Source organism: Nostoc sp. (genome assembly GCF_036918245.1).
Classification (GTDB): Bacteria; Cyanobacteriota; Cyanobacteriia; order Cyanobacteriales; family Nostocaceae; genus Nostoc.
This window is the reverse complement of sequence record NZ_JBALEF010000106.1, coordinates 99,167-122,961: the sequence shown is the minus strand read 5'-3', so window position 1 is coordinate 122,961 and position 23,795 is coordinate 99,167. Positions and strand designations below refer to the sequence as shown.

The window sequence follows — 23,795 nt, the reverse complement described above, 5'->3', positions numbered from 1 at the left end:
ATTTGTCATTAGCTAAAGACTAAAGACAAATGACTAAGGAGAATAAACAAATAACTAAATTGTCAACGCACTCCATGTTCGTTGACCAACTACTCCATCTACACCTAAATTTCGCTGGTTTTGAAAGGCTTTGACAGCAGTCTCTGTTAGTGCGCCAAAAATCCCATCCACTCTCACAGCATAACCGTTAGACACTAATAGCTGTTGTAAGGCTCTGACAGCAATACCAGAACTACCGAAATAAAGAGTCGGTAGAGGTTGGCTACTAAACTTTTGGAACTTTCCTGTAGCCTTTGTACGGACTTTACCTCCAGATTGAAAAGACTTCTTAGGCTTACCTAAGTTAGAAGAAACTAGTCCCAGATTCTTTTTGCTGATTTTCTGAAGTATGTGTTCTTTTTCTAGTTTCAGCGCTGAGAGAGAAGCCTGGGAAATACCATCTGTCTGCATGAATTCAGGTGGTGTAACTTTAGCAGTTATCTCTAACTGACTCTGTTTTGACTGGTTTACGTCATTTTCCATTTGAAATAATTGCTGCTGTGGCAAATTGCTCCCAGATGCTTGTCTTATTGTTAACACGCCCGTCATCATCAGGCCAATTTCAGTCATTTTAGTTTATTTTACTTCAACCAACATTTCTTTTAACCAACAACATTGTTGTTGTTTGGGATAGTACATACTGACCAAACAAAAAAGTCATGTACTAATTTTTCCAGATAATATTTTCATGTTCATGTTTGCTCACCTCCGATTCCATTTAATCAGATTAATATCATTAATCAAGCCATCAAGTTATCAGACATACTATCTAAATCAATGGTTTAGACAATAACATACTATACGATCATCTGGGAATGTCATCAAACAAATTTACCCAGTTATATTTGGAGCGTGCTTGGTATGCTGATGTTGCTTTTATCATGTTTATACTGCCATTAAAAATACTACTGAATTCATCGAGTCAGTTTTTTAACTATTGATTAAAAGCTCTTAATTTCCAACACTTTTTCCTATTTTACAGGAAGTTATAAACTTTTTATCAATCACAACTTATGTCGCTCTTTCAACCTATTCTCGGAAAGCGCACACTTTAATCTCAAAAGAATGAAACCGCACAACCTTGTTGTACGGTATTAAATTTGAGTTAAAGTTTAGATATTACATGACAAAATTACACAGGGGCACTGAACATAATGTTTGTGCAATTCTCTTGTCTAATCTGTGTTAATTTTTATATCATTTTGAAACTTTGAGAAAGGATGCACCTTAATCAAAAAGGATGTAGGCGTAGGCCGCCCTTAGATATCGCTTAGTACGCCCAGTTGTGGATATTGAAAAACTTTTTACCTTTTTTCATCTCGCCACAAAGCAATACCGCCTAATAAACCAGTGATATTGGGGATGAGTTTGACATTTAATGGTAGCTGGAAATTCACTCTCACAGCTTCACCACCGCCAATGTAAAGGTAGTCATAATTAAACAGATGTTGCAAAGATGCGATCGCTTTTTCTAAACGCCTATTCCATCTTTTCTCACCAATTTTTTCTAACTCTGCACGCCCCAACTGCTGCTCAAAAGTCTCCCCTTTGCGAAACGGATGATGTCCCATTTCCATATTTGGTACTAGCTTCCCATCTACAAATAAAGCCGAACCAAACCCCGTACCCAGAGTAATCACCAATTCGACACCTTTACCTGCGATCGCACCAAAACCCTGCATATCTGCATCATTAATCACCTGTACAGGCTTGTTTAAGTGTTTTAATAATGCTGTTTCCAAATCAAATCCGATCCAATCTGGATGTAAGTTTACCGCTGTTTCCGTGACTCCAGACCGCACCACACCAGGAAAACCGACCGAAACGCGATTAAATTCACCTTGAGCGCTGGCTAACACCACAATTGCATTAATTACAACCTCCGGTGTCGCAGGTTGCGGTGTATCTAAACGCGCTCTTTCTGTTACAGGATTCCCCGTAATATCCAAAACCATAGCCTTAACGCCACTACCGCCAATATCAACTGATAGGGTACGAATCGATCCATTTTCTTCAACCATTGAGTTACATCCTTGTTAATACTTGTTATTTCGTTATTATGCTCTGCTGCATTTGATAATATCTGGATGTTTGGAGAGTCTTTATATTGGTGGAGAGTGGGGGAGCAGGGGAGAAGTTGCAGTAAGTTTTTCCCCTCCGCACCTCTCTCTGCCTCTTGTACCCAATGCCCAATGCCCCATGCCCCATGCCCAAAGTTAAAAATCCCATACATTCGATGCCGACAACATCTAGATTTGTTAATCTAAGAATAATAGAGATAGTACTGGCGTAGCTGCTTAAAATCTATCGGGCAGCAAATTTCTATTGAAAGTAATATAAGAGAAAGAATTATGACGGCGTTTGAACCTCAAAGCATCCGCTCGTATAGCCAAGAAGATGTCCAACAAATTCTGCACTTAGCGATCGCTCGTCAAGCAGATGATAAAGACACAGAATTTTCTTATGAGCATATATTAGAAATTGCTGCTGAGTTAGAAATTTCACCTGAGTCTTTAAAATTAGCAGAACGCGATTGGGTATTACAACAGGGCCAAGTTCAACAGCGAAAAGCTTTTGACGCCTACCGCATCAGAAGATTTCAGAAGCGTTTAAGCAAATATGCAATTTTCAATGGCTTTTTTATACTGCTTGATTTAATCACCGGTGGCGGAATTTCTTGGTCGCTGTACATTTTGCTATTCTGCGGATTGCCTGTAGCGCTTGATATCTGGAATACCTTTCAAATTAAAGGCGAAGAGTATGAAATGGCATTCCAAAAGTGGAGTCGTAACCATCAGATTAAGAAAACTATCAGCACAGTTTTGAATAAGTGGTTTAAGGTATTACAGGCTTAATCAAAACTTTCCCTAACCCTAACCCATCTCTACTTAATTCCCCCCATTTCTGGGGGGAATGTTTTGCGATCGAACTTAATTAGATACTGAATTAGCCGCCTCAGAAGCCTTCTCGGCTGGTGGAAAGCCACCCATACGAATCTCAGAAGTGAAGGAAGTGATGCTAAATCCACCAAAACTCTTGAGGACATTTACCCGCATTCGCAAATTGGGGCTAGCAAACCACAGGCGTTCCTCTGAGAAGATGGTTTCATCCTCTATAGTTAGGATCAAAGCACCATCACTGTCAGTTTTATAGCGTCCGGCAACTGGAGTTTTATTGGCATCAACTATTTCTCTCAGTAACCTGCCTTGGGCCGGATTATCCGCATCAGGTACCGAAACTAACACAGTTGAACCACTATGTTTTGCTTGATCCTTGTCCATTGTGCCGTTCCAGGTAATTTTGGTAGCACAGGAAGCAGAACTAGGATTAATATTGTAATTTTGACACAGCTTAACTGCTTCTGGATGATCTACTGCCAGCGCCTCAATGATAATATCTGACTTGCTATGTTCCGATTGGTTAAAAGCCAAATGTTGACTAGTACGATGAGAAAACCATTTACCAGCACTTAACTGAAAAAACTCTTCAATATTCATGAATGAAATTACCCTGCATCAAAATGCTAAAATTCCCACTTAATTATTATTAAAAGGTAGCAGGAAGCTTTAATATTAAGCTTGATTGCCTATTTCCTCAAGCTTTTTGAGGCCAATTCTGGCTGCCTCAGCAACGTTGAAATGATTGTCTTTTTCCAGGTATTTTAAAGCTGAGACACTCTTGGGAGTGGGAAGATTTCCCAAGGCTTCTGCCAAACGCTGCCTGACTAACCAATCATCTGATTCGGCAAAGCGCAGGATCTTGTCTACAGACTCAATGTCTTGAATTTCTCCCAGTGCAGAGATTGCAGCTTGTTGTAATACTACTTCTTTGCTATCCAATGCCTGAAGAAGAATTTGACGGGCACGGGGATCTTTAATATTACCTAGAGAAACGGCTGCACTAAAACGTACTAGCCAATCAGTATCTTCATAAAATGCCCGTGAAAGTACCTCAAAGGCTCTGGCATCACCCAAATATCCTAAAGCACCAGCAGCATCAGCGCGTATACCATAATCAGGGTCATTTTCGAGAATTTTTACCAAAATAGAATAACATTCCGGTGTTGGCTTGATTCCCAGAGCAAATATTGCCATCGATCGCAGTTGCAAAGATTCGTCGTCTAGTACCTTTTTAATCAAAGGTACTGCATCCTCAGCTGCAACGTGACGCAGATTAGCAAGGGCTACCATGCGATCGCGTAAATTCGGACTTTCTAGCTGAGTAGAAATTTCTTGTAAGCTTAGAGCTGCCATTTAGTTCAAAGCGTTTTCTTTACTTATCTTAATTTACCCGATTTGTTGATCAGGCTGTCGCCATAGTGAAGTAGGAGTTTGGCGACTTTACAAAATGGCTCAATTATGAATAAAAATGCGATCGCGCTTATACCAGTGAAGGAAGTCGGTGTAAAGCGTCTACCAATTGGGAAAATCACCCGCATCCATAGCCCTCTCTAAGAGAAGGCGTACTTACCAATTCGTTTAATAAATATTAAGTACATCTTCATCGTGAATTGGTACGAGTAGTTCTGCCGATTGCAAAAAAGCCGCAAAACTGGCGAATAACAACATATTAGCGTTTTTAAAATAGTATTTGGGGTAGTAGTCGATTATGTATTTTTGTAAAGATATAACAAGAAGTTGCGTAAAGTTATTAGCTTGACTTGAGTAACTTAATATAAGTTCCCTTAAACATAAAATCACAAGCCTAAAAAACTGCTTTGCAAAAATATCTCTGGGAAAAATACAAATGCTAGCAGGAATAGATTGTATGAAAATTAGTAAGCATGAGTCAACAGCTTTTCCTATAGAAATCCAAGTAATACCTAAACAGTCAGAGAAAATTATTGATCAGCCTTCAGAATCTAAGAACAATTCAGACTTTGAGAATAAAGAGGAAAAACAACAACGTCTAGCTATTCTAGCAGAAGACACACGACGTAGGCTGAAACGAAGTGCTATGGACATTTATTGCATTGGTGTCAACTTGTTAGAAGCTCAAAAAATTAGCGGACATGGTGAGTTTTTACCTTGGTTACGACAGGAGTTCGGAATGGGAAAAACTTCAGCCTATGAGTTTATTCATGTTGCTAGAGCATTTGAGTCCAGAATTCCGATTATCGGAAATTTAATTAATGGTATTACTCCTACTGCTCTCTATAAACTAGCCGCTCCTAGTACATCTGAAGCTGCTATAGATGAAGCAATAAATATTTTGAAAACAGGTGAAGTAGTTGATCCAAAGGTTGTTAAAAATCTCATTAAAAAATATAAAACTCCTAAAACAGTAAAAGAACAGCAACAAAAAGCCTCTTCAGTTAGTCAGCAGAGAGATACAAATCAAGTAGAGGCATTAGTCTTACCCAAGGCTAAGGTTTCTAGTATTGAACAAACAAACACTAATTATCTGCCACTTTCTTCTCCACTTCAACAGAATGAACTGCAAAAATTGGTAGCAGAGCGTGATACTTATAAAGCACAAGTAGAAGCACTACAAATAAAAAATCAGAAACTTCAGCTAGATATTGCAAAACTTCGTTCAGAATTGACTTTATTACAAACTAGTAAAACTAGCAGTAGTTAGGGGAGCCTCTGATACTTGTCTAAGCACTGAATTATGGTTCTGGTTTCCGTGCCATAGAAAGAGTAAAAAAAGTGCATAACACAACGGTAATCTATTGGGTGAAACAAATCGGTATTCATATTGTGATTCAGCAACGCCTGTGGAAGACATTGCAGTTTTGGCTCAGAAACATATCTGTATCTACCCTCTTGCGCTAAAGTTGCATAAGAATGTGCATCTAAAGCCAGGAGGAAAGAGTTGTGAAAGCAGTCTTGATGACAGCAGCTGGCAGTCCCGAAGTTCTGCAAGTACAGGATGTGCCAAACCTTGCTGTTCCCGTAGGGAATACTGAACTTTTAGTACGTTTGGTGGCGGCTGGCATTAACCCCATTGACACTAAACTTCGTAGTCGAGGCAGTTTCTACCCCGATCGCACGCCAACAATTTTAGGATGTGATGGTGCAGGTATTGTTGAAGCAGTGGGTGCTGGCGTCCAGCGTTTTCACGTAGGTGATAAAGTATATTTTTGCTATGGTGGCTTGGGCGCACACCAAGGAAATTACGCTGAATATACCGTTGTGGATGAGCGGTTTGTGGCACGTAAACCCGCCTCTATTTCCTTTGCCGAAGCAGCAGCAGCGCCTTTGGTATTAATCACCGCCTGGGAAGCTTTATATGAACGCGGACGATTAGAACCTGGAGATCGGGTTTTGATTCATGCGGGTGCGGGTGGTGTCGGTCATGTAGCAATTCAATTGGCGAAACTTAAAGGTGCTACTGTTTCTACCACAGTAAGTTCTGAGGAAAAAGCTAATTTCGTCAAAGAACTTGGTGCGGATAGTGTAATTTTTTATAAACAAACAGACTTTGTGCAAGCGGTATTAGATTGGACTGGCGGCGAAGGCGTAGACTTGGCTTTTGATACCGTAGGCGGCGAAACCTTTCACAAAACCTTCCCCGCAGTGCGAGTCTATGGTGATATTGTTACCATTCTCGAACCAGATGCCAATACTGTTTGGAAAACTGCTAGAACTCGCAACCTCCGCATTGGTTTAGAATTCATGTTGGCACCAGCCTTGCTAGGATTACAAGAGAGTCTCCAGCATCATGCAGAAATTCTCGAACAATCTGCCACCTGGATCGATGAAGGCAAGTTAAAAATCCATGTGAGTCACAAATTTCCCTTAAAAGAAGCAGCTAAAGCCCACCAGCTGATTGAAAACGGGTCTGTGGCAGGTAAAATTGTTCTGCTGATTAGCGACGAATGATCGAACAATTTGCATAATTTATCTTTTAAACGCAGAGGCACGCAGAGGTTAAACGCAAAGGTACACAGAGGAGTTTCTCTGCGTACCTCTGCGCTTCCCTTCTCTGCGAGACGCTTTGCGAATGCGTTCCTTTGCGTTTTACTTCTCCTCTTCCTCCCCCTACCTGCTTGGGCAGCACAAACACAACCAGAACGCACACCTCTAACTCTAGAATTATTGCAAGAACGACTACGCACACCCATACTCCGCGAAGGAAATTTGACCATAGATTTGCAGAAAATGGCGATTGATTTGCGCCCAGAAAACGCCAGCTTTCGTGATGCTTTTTACCAACTACTGCGAAAAGAACTCGGTACAAAACCTCTAGGTTTAGACCTCAGCAATGCTTTGATTTTGGGGGATTTTGTCGGCAGCGATTTGGGTTTAAGAACACCATTGTATGCAAAAGCCATTGCACCCATTTTCACCGCTACCGAACAAGAAAAACTAGAACGTTTGCGCTTCGTTTGTCTAGAGTCACTCGCGATGTCTACGACGGGCTACACCTACGCTTTACCCAACTCCAAAGATTGTCGAGCGCTTCTGGGAACAGAGTCAACTCCATACACTGAAATCGCCGTCTTTCGTGGTGTCTTAACACTGGTGCAAACTCGCTTCAACGGCGAAGTGAAGTTTTCCAATACATTTTTTCTTCAGTCTGTGGATGCCCAAGGTGCAACTTTTCTCCAACCCACTAACTGGACTGAAACCAGATTTGCTCGTCCCATTAATTTCACCAGTGCTAACTTCCAACAACCAAGCAATTTTCAGGGCAGTATATTTTTTGAAAAAGCTAATTTTAAAAAAATTAAATTTCGGGAACTCGCTGATTTTCAAGGTAGTATCTTTGAGAAAACTGCAAACTTCAACCAAGCAACTTTTAAACAGTTGGCTAAATTCAGTAGTGTCCAATGGCAAGGAAATACTGATTTTTCAGAAGTGTATTTTGCCAATCAAGCCCAGTTTACTAAAGCAAATTTTAATCAGTTTCTCCTTTTAACAGAAGCGACTTTTGAACAAGCTGTAAGCTTTCGAGAAGCGGAGTTTAACCAATTAGTAAATTTGCAAGGTGCAAACATTCTGAACCAAGCAGATTTTAGTGATGCGAGGTTTTCTAAAGAGGCTTGTTTAAGCGTACCTGGTTTAACTTTTAACTCTAACCAAGCGAAAATTTTAGGTAATCCCGGTCAGATTGGTCAGATGTTCTGCATCCCAACATTGCAAGGTAATCAAAACATTTTGCGGAATTTGGGGCAAAATTTCCGTCAGCAACAGCAAGTTGCCGATGCTAATGAACTGGAATACACAAAACAACGACTGCGATTAATAGAGTTTGGCCATCGTTTGACGGCTACAAATATTAATAGTGCTTCTGTTGCAAGTTTGATTAACCTGGGTTTTTCTGCAACTCAAGCTGAAGCGATCGCCCAGCGTCGTCTGGTAAAATCTTTTCGCAACAGCAGTGAGTTACTCACTATAGCAGACATCGATTTAGAAAAATATACCCAACTAAGCGATCGCTTAATTGTTGGCGAAACCCTTTCTATAGTTGGGTGGTTACTGCAAGCTTGGAGTTGGTTGGCGTTGAGTGTATTGCTGTTGTTGAGTGGCTATGGGACAAATTTTTGGTTAGTCTTTGGCGTGGGAGGATTAGCGATCGCTTATTTCGGCCTACTATTTTGGCTGGTGGATCGTTATCGTCGCCTGCATCCCATACCAATTATTCCCACATCTTACGAAACCATTTCGATATTAGTCAGTTTTAGCGTTTTAGAATTCTTCAGCTTACTAGCGATCTTTCGCAATGCTGAACAACCTTGGCTGACATTGGGATGTCTGTTAATAATTATTGTCCCCGTCCCAATGGCTTTATTAATCCGACTTTACCAACAAGGTCGTTATCATGACTTAATGGACGTTTCTTACTTCACAGAAGACGGCACATTTCGCCAGTTACGATTATTGATTGGACGTTTGCCAGTCATACCAAGGAATGAGACATTTCGGGAACGATATATGCCCTTGTTGTGCGATCGGCGTTGGAACTGGCTCAACTACTATGATTTTAGCCTCAACAACCTAGTTAAATTAGGATTTAACGACATCCGCCTGCGAGACGAACACTTACCAGGTATCATCTCTGCACTTGCTTGGTATCAATGGAGTTTGGGTTCAATTTACATCACCCTAGTTTTGTGGACACTTTCGCGTACAATTCCGGGATTGAATTTGCTGATTTATCTGAAGTAATCCCTGTACCTGAACCTTTTTTCGCTGCACTTCGTAGTGGTGCTAATATGATGCAAGGTAACTAGGTCGGCGTAAATAATTATCGTTGGGATAAGGTAGGGAGCAGGGGCAGAGGGCAAGGATAAAAAGCGTTTCAACCTTGTTTGCTTTTATTCACATAGTTTGCTTTTATTGTGCCGAATTAATTATTGTAAGCTATAACTAACTGTGCTATTTATTGTTATCAGTCTTGCGCTATAACGTTGGATAAATACAGATAAATTAAATATCTAAAAATTTGGTAAATTTATCAAAAGATTATTCATTGCAATATAATACTTAATCCAAATTTAATTTTATTATCCAAAAAATTTAGTTATTTTTTTAAATCATTAGACTTATTGCAAAAATCCTTGAATCACCCCTCCCCTTGTGAAGGGGAGGGAGCAAGATTTCAAGTTTCCCCTCTTTATAAGGGGGGATTAAGAGGGGTCTATTCGACTTATGCAAGAGGTCTATTGTCTTAAAATATCTACAAATTTGATAAATATATCAAAATATTTTTCATTGTCCTTAAAAATTCAATCATATACATTGTAAAGTGTAAGTAGTTTTGAGAAAAAGTTGATTATCTCCACTTAATAAAGATAACCAAATAATCTAATAGCTACTGACTAGTTTTGCTAACAAAAAAACAATAATAAAGTCACAAAATAAACTTATATTTTGTCTATTTTATGTTGCGATGCTAGCAAAATTTTCATCAAAATAATAGAAGGATTAATCCTAATGGCAGAAGATTTGAGTAATAGTAGTAGCAGTAACTCCTCTACTAGTGGGAACAATCCGCTTGGACAATCACCCTTCGGTCGCTTAGAAGAAGTTGTCGGTAAAGAAGGCGTCAAAAATCTATTCAGTGGTGTTGGTAATGGAGAAGGTGGCAGTAGCCCATTTGGTGGTAGTGCCGGTAGCGGTGGCAGTCAGCCTGATTTACCCTACGGTGGTAATCCTTTCGCTGGCGATAACTTCTGGAATATCTTTGCAGGCGGTGTAAACCCATCCACAGGCGGCGGTAGCCCATCCACAGGTGGTGGTAGCCCATCCGCAGGTGGTGGTAGCGACCCTTTGACCGGTGCTGGTGGCAGTAGTAACCCATTCGCAGGCGGTGGTAAGCCACCCGCAGGTGGTAGTAACCAAGGTAGTGGTAGCGATCCTTTGACTGGTGCTGGTAGCCAGACCTATGGTATTAGCACAAGTGAAATACCGAACGGGTTCGATTTGAGGGTTACTATTGACAAGATAGTTGACTCAAAGCTTGACAAGGAACTGGGTGATGGAAAAACCCCATCATTTGGTAGCGGACAAGGACAAACCCCCTCATTTGGTAGCGGACAAGGACAAACTCTCCCATTTGGTGGTGATGGACAAACCTCCCCATTTGGTGGTGGACAGGGACAAACCTCCCCATTTGGCGGTGGTCAAACCTTACCATTTGGCGGTCAATAAATCCCGTTTGCTTAATAGAATTATTGCAAAAATCAGCAGATAAATAAAGGCAACAATAATGAGTTCTTCAGTACATAGTATGCTAGTACGGTTTGGCACGAATAAACATACCATTCGATAAAGCTCAAAAGCGTGTATTATTGGTGATGTGCCTTCTGCCTTATTGTACTAGTTTGCTATTTTACGCCCTAGAACTCTTTACAGGTAAAGATTTAAGCAATATTTTCTGTTAGTTTGACGGTAAGATGATTAAAGCCTTTATTTTAGAGAGATTTTGGGTTTAACAAATTCATAATTTGTATAAGAAGTACTGAAGACCCCATAATTTTTTAACTAATAAATAGGAGAATTAGTGCCAATGGAAGCGTCTGCTGTCAATCCTATTAATGGTGGAGTTAACCCCTTAAGTGCAGGTGGCGCTAGCAACCTATATAGCGGTAATTCCTTTGCTGCCAATGACAGTTTGTCTGCTGTTAAGGGCAGCCTGTTGACGGGTGGTAGCAATCTGTTATTAGGTAACGGTAGCAATCCGATTCCAGGTGGCGGTATTAACCCGTTTGCAGGTGATGGTGGCAGTGGGCTTCAGAAATTAATCTTTGAGCGATTAAAGTTAGTTGTGGGTGATAACTATTTCAAGGGTATTGATAACACATTAGCAGGAGGTAGTAACCCGTTTGCAGGCAGTGGTTATCCCATTCCAGGTGGGGCTACCAATCCGTTTGCAGGTAACAGCAATCCGATTGCAGGTGGGGGTACCAATCCGTTTGCAGGTAACAGCAATCCGATCGCAGGTGGGGCTACCAACCCTTTTGCAGGTAACAGTAATCCGATTGCAGGTGCTGGAAGTCTGCTTCAACAATCGCCTTTCGATCCGTTGAAAGAAGTCCTTGGTAACAATATACCCTTTAGTAACACTGGGAATACATCTAATTCAGGTAGCCAAACCTTTAATCAGAGCAACGCACCGGTTGGGAATGGTAACAAGAATTTTGGTAATAATAACGCAACTATTGGTAATTTTAACTCAGATTATGGCAGTAACAGTGCAACCATTGGGAATGGTAACTGGAACTTTAATAATGACAACGCAACGATTGGTAATGGCAACTGGCTATTTGGAAAGGATAACACAACCCTTGGTAACGGCAACTGGTATTGGGACAACGGAAGTAAGAATTCAACACTAGGTAATGGTAATTGGCACTTCGGCAGTGACAATGCAACCATTGGAAACGGCAATTGGGATTTCGGCACTGATAACACAATTATTGGTAATGGTAACTGGGTTTTTACCAATGGAAATGAAATTATTGGTAATGGCAATTGGTTAACGAAGACTGACAACACAACGATTGGAAACGTCAACAATACCAGCAGTTTAAAGTTATCCTCATTAGGGATCAAAACTGATGTCAACAATCTGATTGACTCTCTTATAGGTAAAATAGGTCAAAATTTTCTTGGGTTTACAGGAGATTTTGATGTATCAAGTAGCCAAACCTTTAACCGCCTCATCTCTTCTAAAAGTGTTGGTAATGACACTAATATATCTAAGGATATTGAGCAACTTTTGGCATCACTCAGCCCAATTCAAGGAAATTTCATCAATTATCAGCCTGTGCAAAACCCTCAACCTGTCCCAGAATCTGCTTCTTCAGTGTCGTTGGTAGTAATGGGACTGGTGTGTTTGCTGTTGTCACTCTTCAAAAAACAACAGCACTGTTAAGGTAAATTCAATCCTTCTAAGCTGATTGCGATCGCACTTTCTGTTTCTTTACCAGGTTAACTTACAGCAGTAATTAGCGAGAATTGATGCTGTGTGCACCAAGCCATCCTCATGGAGACGGTTTGCGATGTCTACGATGGTCACTGAGCTTGCCGAAGTGCGGGCTACGCCTACGCACTATAGAGCAACTGATAAGTTAATTACAACGATTGCTGCAATGATTTAAACGTTTCTTATACATGAACAAGTAATTGTTGCAAAGCATGAAGCATTTGCAGCAACTGCTTATACCTTTCTTGGAAATACTTAAACGTTTCTTATACATGAACAAGTAATTGTTGCAAAGCATGAAGCATTTGCAGCAACTGCTTATACCTTTCTTGGAAATACTTAAACCTTTCTTATACATGAAGGAGCAATTGTTGCAAACGCTTTAATTTTGGCAACTAGTTTTCAGGGTTAAGCGAGTTACGAGTGCTGATACCAAGGAAAGGGGAGACAAAGCATAGCTTTGGCTCTTTGGGGTGCAATGATTGTAGGAATCATAACTAATTTCCTTTCCTTGCGCGCGGAGTTTTATGAGTGCTATAGCTGTATTTGCTAAATTTGATGGACGATCGCTATTCGAGTGCTAGGACTTACCACAACTTGGGAATGGTTGCCCAAGAGTTGCGGGAATACGACCAGGCACGGGATTATTATCAACAAGCCCTGGAAATAGATATCGAATTTGGCGATCGCTATTCGAGTGCTAGCACTTACGGACAATTAGGATTGCTTGCACAAACGCAGGAGAATTACGCAAAGGCTAAGGCTAATTTACAGACAGCGTTGGAGATATATGTTGAGTATCAGGATGAATATATGGCTACGTTGACGCGAGAAAATTTAGAGGGTTTACCGGAGTAGGGGGATATGGGCGATGTGCGATGTCTAACGACAAGCCGCGTTGCGTCTACGCATTTGGGTTTTGTGGGGAAGGGCGATCGCGTTTGCTTGATTGGTTTGGCAGAGCGATCGCTCTCCAGTTATCCTTAAAAGTTACAATGAGTATGGTATTTACAGGAAAGGCAGAAATGACTGCAAAAGACAAAATTCACGCTGAAATTGATAGCCTTAACCAAGAATATCTAGATGAACTATATCTTTTAATCCAAGATTTTGCCCAATCTAAACAACATCTGAAAAAACCGAGTTTCATGTCAAAATTGAAACAAATCAAGATAAATGCTCCAGAGGATTTTGCTAGCAATCTTGATTCTTATCTAGCTGGGGATGAGAGTGATAAATAAAATCTTTGTTGATACGTTATTTGTGGGGGAAATTTATACTTTATAAAGCTTACAGTAGGAATCGCGTTTGGGTTTGTGGAGGTGCGATCGCTCTAAGTTTTTCTTGCTTCTCAACTTTCATCTTTATAAATATTTTTACGATGTCCGACTTCCACAACATTCACCACTAGAAGATCGTCGAAAATATCATAGATAACGCGATAGTCACCGACTCTAATTCTGTAAGTATTTTCTTCACCTTTTAGCTTTATAACCCCATTTGGACGTGGTTCTGTAGCTAAATCATCAATTTGAATTTGTATACGTTCTTGAAGTTCTGACAGTATTTTTTTAAGTTACTTCGTAGAATGCGTTAGCCAGAGGCATAACGCACCATCTGAAGACTTTGGTGCGTTACGCTACGCGATAACACACCCTACTTCAATTACATTACTTTAGTTTTGTGGACTCTTTCCCGGACAATTCTTGAATTGAATTTGCAAATAAACCTCAAGTAGCGGCAAATGTCAAGCGATCATTCCCTCTTCGACGTTATCTGTGCCAGTACGAACCTCGCGTATGCGTTCCTCGTCAAGATTTTCCGGGAGAAATCCACCTGCTTGCATTTTCCATAATCTGTAGTAAGCGCCGCCGAGTGCTAGTAGTTTGGCGTGGGAACCATCTTCGATAATCCGACCTTTGTCGAACACCAGAATCCTATCTAGATGGACGATGGTAGATAATCGATGAGCTACCACGATCACCGTTTTCCCATTCATTGCTAAATCGAGGGTATCTTGGATCGCTTTTTCGGTGATTGAATCGAGGCTAGAGGTGGCTTCATCCAAAATCAGAATCGGCGCATCTTTGAGGATTACCCGCGCAATTACAATGCGCTGTCTCTGTCCTCCAGACAACTTGACACCACGTTCGCCCACGAGAGAATTGTAACCATCCTTACTTTGGACGATGAAATCGTGAGCATGAGCTTTTCGTGAAGCCTCTATTACTTCCTCATCAGTTGCATCTAAGCGTCCGTAACGAATATTTTCCAGCAAAGTGCGATGAAACAGAGACGGATCTTGAGGAATCAAACTGATCTGAGCGTGTAAGGCATCCTGAGTCATGTCTCGAATATCGACCCCATCAATGATAATCTCTCCAGATTGTGGGTCGAACAAACGCAGAATCAGATTGACAAAGGTGGATTTTCCAGAGCCGGACAAGCCCACCAATCCGATACGCTGTCCGGGTTGGATGGTGACAGAAAGGTTGTTGAAAACTTTCTTCTCTTCTGTGTAGTTGAAATTCACCCGTCGAAACTCAATCTTACCTTGAGTGATTGAGTGGGCGATCGCCTGATCGCGATCGATCAACTCGTGCGGTTGAATGATGATAAAGACACCATTGGCGACATTACCGACATGTTCAAAAAATTCCAGAAAGCGGCGGCTCAAATTGCGGGCTTCACTAATAATCAACAGCGACAGACTGGTTGCGACAACGAAATCAGCAGTAGCGATCTTTCCTTGACTCCAAAGGGAGAGCGAGTAATACAGGGTGCTGATTTTCAGAATGGCTGCTGAGATGAATTGAAACCAGCGAATTCGCTCCGAGTACCAGTTGGACTTTCTTACCTCTTTAATTTCGCGCCTTAATTGCTCATTCAAATAGCGTCGTTCAAAACCAAAGCGAGCAAATAGTCGGCTACTAGTGAGATTTGTTACCGCATCTACGATGATCCCAGTTGTCTCACTTCTTGCCGCTGCGGCTTTCCGGGAGTAAAATCGGCAGCGAGTTGCCAGCCAGAACGAAATACTGATGAAGAGAACTGCCCATATTCCCACAAGTGCAGCTAGCGGAGGATAGGCGCGATACAGTATCGTTGTAGCGACGGTATACACAACAATTACTGGCATAAATTCAGTAATCATCATTTGCATCGTCTGGGTAACACCCAGAGAAGTTTCACTAATCCGATGTGCCAATGCCCCGGAAAAACTACTGCTCAAGTAGCGATGCGAATGGTGCTGCAAGTAGGCATATAGCGATCGCACAATGTGCTGTCGATGAATCGGATGGAGAATCGTCTGCAAGAGTCCAGCCGATCGCCCGAATACCACTTCACCCACACTCAAGCCGATGAACAGCATCAGGGGTTGCTTCATGGCATCAAAAATGGGTTTGCTGTCGCCCGTCGATCGCGTTACACCCCGAACGATCTCGCCAATGGCATAAGGCAACATAATGCCACAGGTTGCGTGTATAATCTCCAAGAGAACTGCTAGCACATACCACCAGCGAAACTGGTTAACGAAATAGCAAATGAACCTGAATGGAGTTGATGGCAAATCTGGTGCATCAGCAGCACGTTGAAAAAATTTGGATTGTCTGGTCTTTTTTGTCATGAAAGTTCCGGTTTGCAAACGTCTAATACCAATTCGTAATGACGCTCCGACATCGCTAGTGCTGCGCTAACGTAATTCGTAATTATGAAAATCATTTTTTATAAATAGAAACTAACGAAGAGAATCTCCCCTTCGGTATTCGGCGGTTAGGTCGTCTAACTTTTGTTTCAAACTATCGTCAAGTTTTAGTTCTAGTGCCTTGAGGTTGTCAGCAAGTTGTTCTGGACGGCTAGCGCCAATGATGGGGGCAGTGATAATGGGATTAGACAAAACCCAAGCCACTGCTAGGGTGGTGAGGGAAAATCCAGCGAGATCCGCTACTGTGCGTAAATCTTCGACAGTATTGAACTCGCGATCGTGCCAGTAGCGATCTTGATAACGTTCTGCGGCAGCACCTAGCGTAAAACGTGTACCTGATGTGGGGCCTTGAGCGAGAATATGTTTGCCAGTAAGTAGACCACCCGCCAAGGGATTGTAGGAAATTACACCCAGTCCTTCTTCTTTCGCCAGAGGCAACAGTTCTCGCTCAATTTCACGGAACAACAGGTTGTAGCGGGGTTGAATTGAGATGAACTTGGTTAAATTGCGCGTCTCGGCACGACCCAAGGCGCGGGCGAGTCGGTAGGCTAAGAAGTTAGAAACCCCTATATAGCGCACCTTGCCAGCACGAACCACTGCGTCCAGCGCTTCCAGAGTTTCATCAAGGGGGGTGGAGGCATCGTCGGAGTGTAATTGATATAGGTCGATATAATCAGTTCCCAGCCGCCGCAGGGAAGCATCGATCGCATCCAAAATATGTTTCCGGGAAGCCCCTTGATCCCAAGGTGCAGGGCCAACTCGACCGACGCACTTGGTCGCTAAGATAAAATGTTCGCGTTTGCCTTTCAGCCAGCGCCCAATGATTTCTTCGGTGCGTCCCGCAGTAGCAAGCCCGCCGCCGAGGGGATAAACGTCGGCTGTATCCAAAAAGTTGATCCCGCCATCAGCAGCAGTGTCGAGGATGTCCCTGGAAGTTTCTTCGTCGGTCTGCAATCCGAAGGTCATGGTGCCGAGACAGAGGCGCGAAACGGTCAATCCAGTTTTACCGAGATTAGTGGTTGGTAAGGTCATAAAGATGTTGTTAATTGAGAAAGTGTGGAAATTTTTAAATAAAATGCGACGTGCGTTCCGCCCCGCTGACGCTCCTAACGTCGCTACCGCTTCGCTAACGCTAACGCAGAACTAAAAACCTATAGGACATATTAACTAAGCTATGATTAGCGCGATTTCGGCATTTTTAAGGTGTGAACCAATTTAACCAAGCTTCCCAGTTTTGGACGATCGCGGCAAATTCGGCATAACCATCAGCTTTTGGGTGAGCGCCGTCATTGGCTTTTGCTTCTGCTAGCCAAATCGGTGACTTTACCAAACTAGAAAATACATCAAGATACGGAACATCTAGCTGATCGCAAACCAATGCGAATTCCTCTGAGAGATTTGCGAGAATTTGATTTCTTTTTTCTTGATCGACATCACCACAGGGTGGCGGACTAACCATCAAGATCGGATAGAGTTGCTTTGCTTGGCTTAAGATACTGCGAGCATTTGCGATCGACTCTGAAAGTTCGATTCCTTGCTGTTTACCCGCCCATCCTGAATCGTTTGCCCCAAAGGAAAACACTACTCGACCATCGGATTCTTTTGGGAGACGATAGGAGACTTCCGAGTACCAACGTTGTTTGAGATACCGACTTGTCTCTGCCCGCACCCCCAAATTGTAATGGGTGATAGCGTATCCTCTTGACTCAGCATTCCGGCACACTCTACCTGTCCAACCCAAAAACTCTGGATCGCCTGTACCATTGACAAAGGATTCACCAATAAAGCAAATTCTGATTTCTTTGCGAGAATCTGACATAAGTCAACTGGATTTTGGCGAAAAAGTTCGGTTTTGACTTGAGAAGAAGCATTCTGTTCATGATTCTAGAAGATATTAATATATTGTTATGTTAGGCAGGCAGGATGCCTACCTCCGAGAATATTGCAAGTTAGTTTTTGAACATTTCACCTCAAGCGACTACAGAAATTTCACGACGGTTCTGGGAAATTAGCCACTGTTGTAACTTCGGATCGCCGTATACTTCATCTGCAATAAAATGATCGCCTTCCGGCAGCACTGTCAAATCAACTTTCCCACCTACTTTGCGTAAGCGCTCAACAAAATTCTCTGTATCCTCAATCGGCAGATTTTTGTCCTGTCCACCTTGAAATATCTGAACGGGAATGCTTTTGAGTGCAGCTAGTTCGCTTTCTACTAATGTTTTGGGTACACGTCCAGACACAGGTATTAGAGCTGCGAAGCGATCGGGATGTAAAGCAGCGAGATGCCAGATACCCGCCGAGCCTAAGCTGAACCCAGCCAATATCACCCGCGCTGGATCGACAGGTTGAGAAACGATCAGTTCATCAAGCAAAGTAAGCACATCATCTGCTCGATCTGCCCAAGTCTGTTCAGCCGGAATCTGGGGTGCAGCAAAGACATAAGCTAAGGAGTCGGATAAATCTACGAAACGAGGTAGACCCCATTTCAGTAGCACATTCAGATCAGTCCCGCGATCGCGTCCTCCGTGTAGAAAAAGTACTAAGGGTGCAGGTTTGTTGGCATTGTCAGAAACAGGCGAGAAAAGATAAGGCAAGGAACCATTGTTGGTGTCATGAGAGCGTTGTTCGACAGGCATTGTTGTGACTCCTAATTTGATTTGGGGATTGGGCACAAGAGGCGCAGGGAGAAAGGAGCAGAGGGGAAAAACTTACTGCAACTTCTTCCCTGCTCCCTCATGTCGCCCTACTTCCTCATCTCGCCTTTTATGCCACTACTAGGTTCTTGTCCACTTGTTTAAATTCGGTGTTACCTACTTTAGATTCGATCGCTGTACCCTTGAAGAATTCAGGGTTAGCTTGGGTGTAAAACTTGTAGGGATTAGCGAATACATAGGATTTAAAGTCGGCTTCGGAAATAACGCCTTCTTGAACCAAATCCCAGCTTTCAGCCAAGGGTGAAGTCAAGTCTGGTACATCCCAGTGACCAACATCGGAGGAATAGATGGCGTTGATCTTGACTCCCAAGGGATTAGCTTTGTCATTGAATGCCGTAGCGATCGTGCGATCGTCGGACTCGGAACCAAAGAAGAAACTGTTCACCCAGCGATCGCGGATATCTTCAATGGTTTCAATGCCTGCGGCGGCAAAATCATCCAATTCGCTATCAATGGGCGCACGGCTAAAACGGCTGAATGAAGCTCCCAGTACAGTCTTGGTCAATTCATCTTTATCGAGGGAATGTCCTTGAGTAATTTCTGCACCGTAGCGCTCAAATATTTCAAACAACTCATCGGCATTTGTCAATGCTGGATTGTAGTTTTGCAGTGCCTTGACATTGCGCTTGGAGAACCGATCTACTAAATGGATGTAGACACGGGCACCCCAATCTGCACCACCTTCCAGCATCGCTACACGCAACTGTGGAAAACGCTTGGTAACACCGCCGAAGAACAGCGCTTTCGCAAATGCTTCCGAACCATCGGCGAAGTGACCGATATGGTTGTTCATGTAATTACTGATGGAGGAACGACCAGTCCAGCCCTGACTGCCGTAATGGGTGGTGACGGGTACTCCCAGTTCCACAACTTTAGCCCAGAAAGGATCGTAGTCGTATTCACTATCTAGTCCGTAGAAGTCGATATAAGAAGCATACTTGGCGATTTCGGGAAATTTATCGGCTGGATATTTATCAGCGATCGCTTTGATTGGCCGTTTCACACCGCCAGTGATATTAATCACCTTTAAGCCCAGTGTTTTCACAGCAAACTCTAGCTCCTCAATGCCTTCTTCAGGAGTAGTTAATGGGATACCAGCTACCGGTGTCAAGCGATCGCTATATTTCCGGTAGATATCAGCATGATAGTGATTGACTGCGCGTTGCAGGGCCTGACGATTCTCTGCACTCGCTCCAGCCGGTGCTAAAACATTGTTTGGAAACAACACTGAATAGTCTGACCCTTGCTCCGCCTGACGCTCATAGAGCAGTCCGGGGAGGGTGTAAGTAGCGAGATCCAATGTGTTTTTGGTAACTCTAGCCCACCAAGGCGATCGAATTGTGCGGTTGTATTGACGTTCTTCAGGAGTTTGTTGATACCAGTCTTTACCGTTGCTCTTGGAGTTGAGGCGCGAGGCTTCAGTCTTGCGTAACTCATCTACAAGTTTCACACCGCCGTACTTAGCGATGTAATCCTCAAAAGCTGGGGTGAAATCATTGGTGTGAACGTCGGTGTCGATTACCGGATAATCAAGGGTTGCTCTGATTGCAGCAGAACGTGAGGTCTTTAATCGGCTATATTCAGTCATATTTTTTCCTTGCCTACGGCACAAAAATTACAGGGTTTTTTTCAGCATCCAATGCTGCTATTAACAAATACATTTCCCGTAGAGACGGCAATTTATCGCGTCTCTCGACAATTTTCAAATTCTGTAAGGCGGCGATCTACAGAAGGTGCAATTTAAAAAGTATGGCTTAAGCATCCGTGAAAAATTCATTTATGCCACAGCACTATAAGCACAGTGCAGATATGAAAAATTATTTACGCCAACACCAATCTTTCAGCTAGTTGTTTAGCAGCAAAACGATTGGCCGGACGACGCAATCCCAGGTTTTCACGCAAGGTACTGCCCTCGTATTCAGTACGGAACAGTCCGCGTTTTTGGAGGACGGGAACGACTAGGTTAACGAAGTCATCTAATCCTGTGGGAAGGATTGGTGGCATGATATTAAAGCCATCTGCTGCACCGTTGTTAAACCATTCTTCTAGCTGGTCGGCAATGGTTTCAGGAGTACCGAGTATGGTACGATGACCTCGTGCAGTAGCAAGAGAAAGATACAACTGACGCAGCGTGAGAGTGCCACGAGTAGCCAAATCTCTGACTAGTTTGAGACGACTTTTGTTAGTGTTGGTGTCGCTGGGTAGTTCGGGAGCTACATCATCTAAAGAATATTTCGACAAATCCACACCTTTGTAATAGTTTTTTAAAATCTCCCAGGCGACATCGGGATGGATTAACGATTGCAGAAATTCGTACTTCTCTTGAGCTTCTGATTCGGTACGGCCAATGATTGGGAAAGCACCAGGCATAATTTTTAGATCGTCTGGCGATCGCCCATATTGTGCTAGCCTACCTTTGATATCAGCATAAAATTCCTGGGCATCAGCTAGGGTTTGATTGGCAGTGAAAATCGCCTCGGCAGTGCGTGCGGCTAAGTCCCGTCCCGATTCCGAGGCTCCAGCCTGAACAATCACCGGATAACCTTGGGGCGGACGACCGACGTTTAAAGGGCCTTTTACAGAAAAATATTTGCCTTTGTGGTTCAATGTATGCACTTTGTCTGGATCAAAATAAATACCAGACTCTTTGTCACGGATGAAAGCATCGTCTTCCCAGCTATCCCATAGACCTTTCACCACTTCCACAAACTCTTCAGCGCGTTCATAACGCTGGCTGTGTTCCGGGTGATGCTCAAGGCCGAAATTACGTGCAGCATTTTCATTGCCTGTAGTGACTACATTCCACCCCGCCCGGCCCTTACTCAAGTAGTCTAGGGAAGCAAACTTACGTGCCAAAGTGTAGGGTTCTTCATAAGTGGTCGAAGCGGTGGAAATGAAGCCGATTTTTTGGGTTACAGAGGATAAGGCCGAGAAGAGGGTGACAGGCTCAAAATGGGCGATTTTACCATTGCGATGCTGAGTTTCTGGAGCGCCGCCCCAGACTCCTGGACTATCTGCCAAGAAAACTGCATCGAATAAGCCGCGTTCAGCAGTTTGGGTAATTTCTTTGTAATGCTCGAAATTCAGTCCAGCATCTTCTTGTGTATCGGGGTGTCGCCAAGCAGAAACATGATGTCCGGTAGCTTGAATAAATGCACCTAAACGAATTTTGCGTGTTGTACTCATGCTTTTTTCTTTTCTTAAAATTGCCTTAGCAGTAGCTCTAAGGTTGGTATCGCTGATTTGTATATAGCTACGTCAGTTATTATTTGACTGCTGCTACGATAGGTTGGCTAATTCCTAATTGCTCAAATGCCTGACACATCTAGCTCAAATCCAGATGCCTACATGGCAAGTGACTGATGACAAGACGACAGCATTAGGGTTTTAACCGCTGATATAAGTCCAAAAAATACTCGGATAGCATATCGACAAAATCTTTTCCTCATAAAACTTTGAGGTATTCGTGTCAGGCACTCAGGCATTCACCCTGTGCTACACACTGAATGTAATCATGGAATGCTCTCTAACAACCAAACTTGCGGTTCAGTTGCTTATTAATTGCTCAAAAATCAAATAATCGAACTGTGAGCAAGTGTAATACCACAGCAGAATTAAGGATTCTGCTGCTTGGTGCTTGAATTACCATAAATTTATCTAGTAATTTTACCCAGCAGATATGAGCCTACACGATCAATCCAAAAAAAGATGTGTTGGAAATCACAATATCATGAATTACTAATTATTAGCTAACCGAACATTAAGTATTGCAAATTATTAATTCGCTAAATAATTATATATGATACTTAAGGCTTGTTAAACAATGCTCTAGTACCGCAAAGCGGAAGTCAAAAGTCACGTATGCTTAAATTTTGGACTTTCTGGCTGTTTTGAATAATGGTAGGTTTATTTCCGCCGACCTGTACTAGAAAGCGCTGGTTTTCATTCTGGCAATTGTTCATTGGTTTCAAGATTATGTTTCATGGCAGCACCGATGGCATGAATAGTTGGCTCTGTACTTTGTAGCAAAGCATCTACAACATTACTCTGGTCAGAATGACTGCGATTTTGGCTAAGTTTCAGAACCAGCCCTTTCAAGGTGACTCGTAAAATCTCTTTTTTCCCTCTGTGCCAAAATCCTTTTCAAACCTCGTTTCTAGCAAGAAATTATTAAGACCCAAAAAGAATCTGTTGTGAATGTTGTAATCAGACTAGCTAATGAAAGTGATGCCTTAAAAATGCTGGCAATTTATGCACCAGTTGTGCGGGAAACTTCAATTTCCTTTGAGATAGAGCCTCCCAGCAAAACGGAATTTGAAGGACGCATCAATAACTATCAACAGCAGATGCCTTGGCTAGTGTGTGAAATTAACGATGAGATTCTAGGTTATGCCTATGCTACTCCCTACCGGACTCGTGCCGCTTACCAATGGTCTGTAGAATCATCTGTGTACGTAAATGTTGAATATCGCAGAAAAGGAGTTGCCAAAGCTTTGTACACTTCCCTTTTTGGGTTGCTGCGACTCCAAGGATTTTATAACGTTTTTGCTGCGATCGCTCTACCCAACCCAGCAAGTGTAGCCATGCATGAGGCTGTCGGTTTTTCCCCTGTAGGTGTATTTTACAGAGTTGGGTATAAATTTAGTAAGTGGCACAATGTCGGTTGGTGGCAACTATCTCTGCAACAAGAGCCACCGCTATCAGTAAATCAGCCTCTTTCTTTGCCAGAAGTTCAAAAATTATCTCTGTGGAATCAAGCTTTAAGAAGTGGACTCTTGCTACTTCGCGTTTAACTTGGTGTTGCTCTTAGTTAACGTGAGTTCGATGGGACTAAAAAAGGGCAGGAGGTAGTGCAGGCAGTCCTTTAGGGTAAATATCAATAGACGGTTTGTTAGGTAAGTAGGTATAAGGCACCTTTTTAACCCGTCGAACTCACGTTTTCTTAGTGCCATTCA

General features: G+C 42.6%; 22 protein-coding genes and 1 pseudogene. 11 read left to right on the top strand and 12 right to left on the bottom strand.

Translation table 11 applies throughout. The features are described from left to right. Nucleotides 1–54: 54 nt before the first annotated feature. Both V7L12_RS31215 and V7L12_RS31210 read right to left on the bottom strand, forming a co-directional pair. On the bottom strand, nucleotides 55–609 hold the full coding sequence (locus V7L12_RS31215) for a peptidoglycan-binding domain-containing protein (RefSeq protein ID WP_335090336.1): 555 nt from the start codon (nucleotides 607–609) through the stop codon (nucleotides 55–57). 734 nt (nucleotides 610–1,343) lie between these two features. Continuing rightward, nucleotides 1,344–2,060, bottom strand: a complete 717-nt coding sequence (locus V7L12_RS31210; protein ID WP_335090334.1) for an ROK family protein — start codon at nucleotides 2,058–2,060, stop codon at nucleotides 1,344–1,346. Nucleotides 2,061–2,390: 330 nt separating this feature from the next. On the opposite strand from V7L12_RS31210, the gene V7L12_RS31205 reads away from it, so the two are divergent. Continuing rightward, nucleotides 2,391–2,894 (top strand): 2TM domain-containing protein, encoded by a 504-nt coding sequence (locus V7L12_RS31205; protein ID WP_335090333.1) that lies wholly within the window; start codon nucleotides 2,391–2,393, stop codon nucleotides 2,892–2,894. A 75-nt stretch (nucleotides 2,895–2,969) separates the two neighbouring features. On the opposite strand, the gene V7L12_RS31200 is transcribed toward V7L12_RS31205, so the two are convergent. Together V7L12_RS31200 and V7L12_RS31195 are read right to left on the bottom strand one after the other, a co-directional pair. After that, nucleotides 2,970–3,536 (bottom strand): phycobiliprotein lyase, encoded by a 567-nt coding sequence (locus V7L12_RS31200; protein WP_335090331.1) that lies wholly within the window; start codon nucleotides 3,534–3,536, stop codon nucleotides 2,970–2,972. Nucleotides 3,537–3,611: 75 nt separating this feature from the next. After that, complete coding sequence (locus V7L12_RS31195) at nucleotides 3,612–4,292, bottom strand: HEAT repeat domain-containing protein (protein WP_099104155.1); 681 nt, start codon at nucleotides 4,290–4,292, stop codon at nucleotides 3,612–3,614. A 78-nt stretch (nucleotides 4,293–4,370) separates the two neighbouring features. Between V7L12_RS31195 and V7L12_RS31190 the strand changes: the two genes are divergently transcribed. From V7L12_RS31190 to V7L12_RS31155, 9 genes and pseudogenes are all read left to right on the top strand, one after another. After that, nucleotides 4,371–4,493, top strand: a complete 123-nt coding sequence (locus tag V7L12_RS31190; protein ID WP_335090329.1) for a hypothetical protein — start codon at nucleotides 4,371–4,373, stop codon at nucleotides 4,491–4,493. A gap of 292 nt (nucleotides 4,494–4,785) precedes the next feature. After that, entirely contained in the window at nucleotides 4,786–5,619 is an 834-nt protein-coding gene (locus tag V7L12_RS31185) for a hypothetical protein (RefSeq protein WP_335090327.1), read from the top strand. Nucleotides 5,620–5,654: 35 nt separating this feature from the next. After that, nucleotides 5,655–5,732, top strand: a pseudogene (locus V7L12_RS33430) (IS1 family transposase); the annotation flags it as partial. Between the two features lie 126 nt (nucleotides 5,733–5,858). Then, nucleotides 5,859–6,866, top strand: coding sequence for a zinc-dependent alcohol dehydrogenase family protein (locus V7L12_RS31180; protein WP_335090325.1), 1,008 nt, complete (start codon nucleotides 5,859–5,861; stop codon nucleotides 6,864–6,866). Nucleotides 6,867–6,875: 9 nt separating this feature from the next. Beyond that, entirely contained in the window at nucleotides 6,876–9,155 is a 2,280-nt protein-coding gene (locus tag V7L12_RS31175; RefSeq protein WP_335090323.1) for a pentapeptide repeat-containing protein, read from the top strand. Nucleotides 9,156–9,923: 768 nt separating this feature from the next. After that, a complete protein-coding gene (locus V7L12_RS31170) occupies nucleotides 9,924–10,640 on the top strand; it encodes a hypothetical protein (RefSeq protein WP_335090321.1) in 717 nt (238 codons plus the stop codon). A 358-nt stretch (nucleotides 10,641–10,998) separates the two neighbouring features. Continuing rightward, nucleotides 10,999–12,366 carry a hypothetical protein gene (locus tag V7L12_RS31165; protein ID WP_335090319.1) on the top strand — a complete coding sequence of 456 codons (1,368 nt, stop codon included), beginning with the start codon at nucleotides 10,999–11,001 and terminating at the stop codon, nucleotides 12,364–12,366. A 609-nt stretch (nucleotides 12,367–12,975) separates the two neighbouring features. Further along, the gene (locus tag V7L12_RS31160) at nucleotides 12,976–13,275 is read left to right on the top strand and encodes a tetratricopeptide repeat protein (RefSeq protein ID WP_335090318.1); all 300 of its coding nucleotides are present in this window, start codon (nucleotides 12,976–12,978) and stop codon (nucleotides 13,273–13,275) included. Nucleotides 13,276–13,295: 20 nt separating this feature from the next. Further along, nucleotides 13,296–13,658 carry a hypothetical protein gene (locus V7L12_RS31155; protein ID WP_335090317.1) on the top strand — a complete coding sequence of 121 codons (363 nt, stop codon included), beginning with the start codon at nucleotides 13,296–13,298 and terminating at the stop codon, nucleotides 13,656–13,658. A 110-nt stretch (nucleotides 13,659–13,768) separates the two neighbouring features. Here V7L12_RS31155 and V7L12_RS31150 read toward each other — a convergent pair whose 3' ends face one another. The 8 genes from V7L12_RS31150 to V7L12_RS31115 all read right to left on the bottom strand — a co-directional run bounded on the left by V7L12_RS31150 (nucleotide 13,769) and on the right by V7L12_RS31115 (nucleotide 22,938). Next, nucleotides 13,769–13,984 carry a type II toxin-antitoxin system RelE family toxin gene (locus tag V7L12_RS31150; protein ID WP_335090387.1) on the bottom strand — a complete coding sequence of 72 codons (216 nt, stop codon included), beginning with the start codon at nucleotides 13,982–13,984 and terminating at the stop codon, nucleotides 13,769–13,771. Between the two features lie 180 nt (nucleotides 13,985–14,164). Beyond that, nucleotides 14,165–16,045 carry an ABC transporter ATP-binding protein gene (locus tag V7L12_RS31145; protein WP_335090315.1) on the bottom strand — a complete coding sequence of 627 codons (1,881 nt, stop codon included), beginning with the start codon at nucleotides 16,043–16,045 and terminating at the stop codon, nucleotides 14,165–14,167. A gap of 111 nt (nucleotides 16,046–16,156) precedes the next feature. Continuing rightward, nucleotides 16,157–17,155 (bottom strand): aldo/keto reductase, encoded by a 999-nt coding sequence (locus V7L12_RS31140; RefSeq protein ID WP_335090313.1) that lies wholly within the window; start codon nucleotides 17,153–17,155, stop codon nucleotides 16,157–16,159. 166 nt (nucleotides 17,156–17,321) lie between these two features. After that, the gene (locus tag V7L12_RS31135) at nucleotides 17,322–17,942 is read right to left on the bottom strand and encodes a GDSL-type esterase/lipase family protein (protein ID WP_335090312.1); all 621 of its coding nucleotides are present in this window, start codon (nucleotides 17,940–17,942) and stop codon (nucleotides 17,322–17,324) included. Nucleotides 17,943–18,093: 151 nt separating this feature from the next. Continuing rightward, nucleotides 18,094–18,762 (bottom strand): dienelactone hydrolase family protein, encoded by a 669-nt coding sequence (locus V7L12_RS31130; RefSeq protein ID WP_335090310.1) that lies wholly within the window; start codon nucleotides 18,760–18,762, stop codon nucleotides 18,094–18,096. Nucleotides 18,763–18,889: 127 nt separating this feature from the next. Next, nucleotides 18,890–20,428 (bottom strand): amidohydrolase family protein, encoded by a 1,539-nt coding sequence (locus V7L12_RS31125; protein WP_335090308.1) that lies wholly within the window; start codon nucleotides 20,426–20,428, stop codon nucleotides 18,890–18,892. A gap of 233 nt (nucleotides 20,429–20,661) precedes the next feature. Continuing rightward, nucleotides 20,662–22,026: an LLM class flavin-dependent oxidoreductase gene (locus tag V7L12_RS31120; RefSeq protein WP_335090306.1), complete on the bottom strand. Its 1,365-nt coding sequence runs from the start codon at nucleotides 22,024–22,026 to the stop codon at nucleotides 20,662–20,664. A 756-nt stretch (nucleotides 22,027–22,782) separates the two neighbouring features. Beyond that, complete coding sequence (locus V7L12_RS31115; RefSeq protein WP_334825764.1) at nucleotides 22,783–22,938, bottom strand: hypothetical protein; 156 nt, start codon at nucleotides 22,936–22,938, stop codon at nucleotides 22,783–22,785. 95 nt (nucleotides 22,939–23,033) lie between these two features. Here V7L12_RS31115 and V7L12_RS31110 point away from each other — a divergent pair, with 95 nt between their 5' ends. Next, entirely contained in the window at nucleotides 23,034–23,633 is a 600-nt protein-coding gene (locus tag V7L12_RS31110) for an arsinothricin resistance N-acetyltransferase ArsN1 family B (protein WP_334825767.1), read from the top strand. Nucleotides 23,634–23,795: the final 162 nt, after the last annotated feature.

What these genes read in the sequence shown, in the direction of transcription:
- V7L12_RS31215 (WP_335090336.1), bottom strand. Translation starts at nt 609, where the DNA reads ATGACTGAAATTGGCCTGATGATGACGGGCGTGTTAACAATAAGACAA.
- V7L12_RS31210 (WP_335090334.1), bottom strand. Translation starts at nt 2,060, where the DNA reads ATGGTTGAAGAAAATGGATCGATTCGTACCCTATCAGTTGATATTGGC.
- V7L12_RS31205 (WP_335090333.1), top strand. Translation starts at nt 2,391, where the DNA reads ATGACGGCGTTTGAACCTCAAAGCATCCGCTCGTATAGCCAAGAAGAT.
- V7L12_RS31200 (WP_335090331.1), bottom strand. Translation starts at nt 3,536, where the DNA reads ATGAATATTGAAGAGTTTTTTCAGTTAAGTGCTGGTAAATGGTTTTCT.
- V7L12_RS31195 (WP_099104155.1), bottom strand. Translation starts at nt 4,292, where the DNA reads ATGGCAGCTCTAAGCTTACAAGAAATTTCTACTCAGCTAGAAAGTCCG.
- V7L12_RS31185 (WP_335090327.1), top strand. Translation starts at nt 4,786, where the DNA reads ATGCTAGCAGGAATAGATTGTATGAAAATTAGTAAGCATGAGTCAACA.
- V7L12_RS31170 (WP_335090321.1), top strand. Translation starts at nt 9,924, where the DNA reads ATGGCAGAAGATTTGAGTAATAGTAGTAGCAGTAACTCCTCTACTAGT.
- V7L12_RS31165 (WP_335090319.1), top strand. Translation starts at nt 10,999, where the DNA reads ATGGAAGCGTCTGCTGTCAATCCTATTAATGGTGGAGTTAACCCCTTA.
- V7L12_RS31160 (WP_335090318.1), top strand. Translation starts at nt 12,976, where the DNA reads ATGGACGATCGCTATTCGAGTGCTAGGACTTACCACAACTTGGGAATG.
- V7L12_RS31155 (WP_335090317.1), top strand. Translation starts at nt 13,296, where the DNA reads ATGTCTAACGACAAGCCGCGTTGCGTCTACGCATTTGGGTTTTGTGGG.
- V7L12_RS31145 (WP_335090315.1), bottom strand. Translation starts at nt 16,045, where the DNA reads ATGACAAAAAAGACCAGACAATCCAAATTTTTTCAACGTGCTGCTGAT.
- V7L12_RS31140 (WP_335090313.1), bottom strand. Translation starts at nt 17,155, where the DNA reads ATGACCTTACCAACCACTAATCTCGGTAAAACTGGATTGACCGTTTCG.
- V7L12_RS31135 (WP_335090312.1), bottom strand. Translation starts at nt 17,942, where the DNA reads ATGTCAGATTCTCGCAAAGAAATCAGAATTTGCTTTATTGGTGAATCC.
- V7L12_RS31130 (WP_335090310.1), bottom strand. Translation starts at nt 18,762, where the DNA reads ATGCCTGTCGAACAACGCTCTCATGACACCAACAATGGTTCCTTGCCT.
- V7L12_RS31125 (WP_335090308.1), bottom strand. Translation starts at nt 20,428, where the DNA reads ATGACTGAATATAGCCGATTAAAGACCTCACGTTCTGCTGCAATCAGA.
- V7L12_RS31120 (WP_335090306.1), bottom strand. Translation starts at nt 22,026, where the DNA reads ATGAGTACAACACGCAAAATTCGTTTAGGTGCATTTATTCAAGCTACC.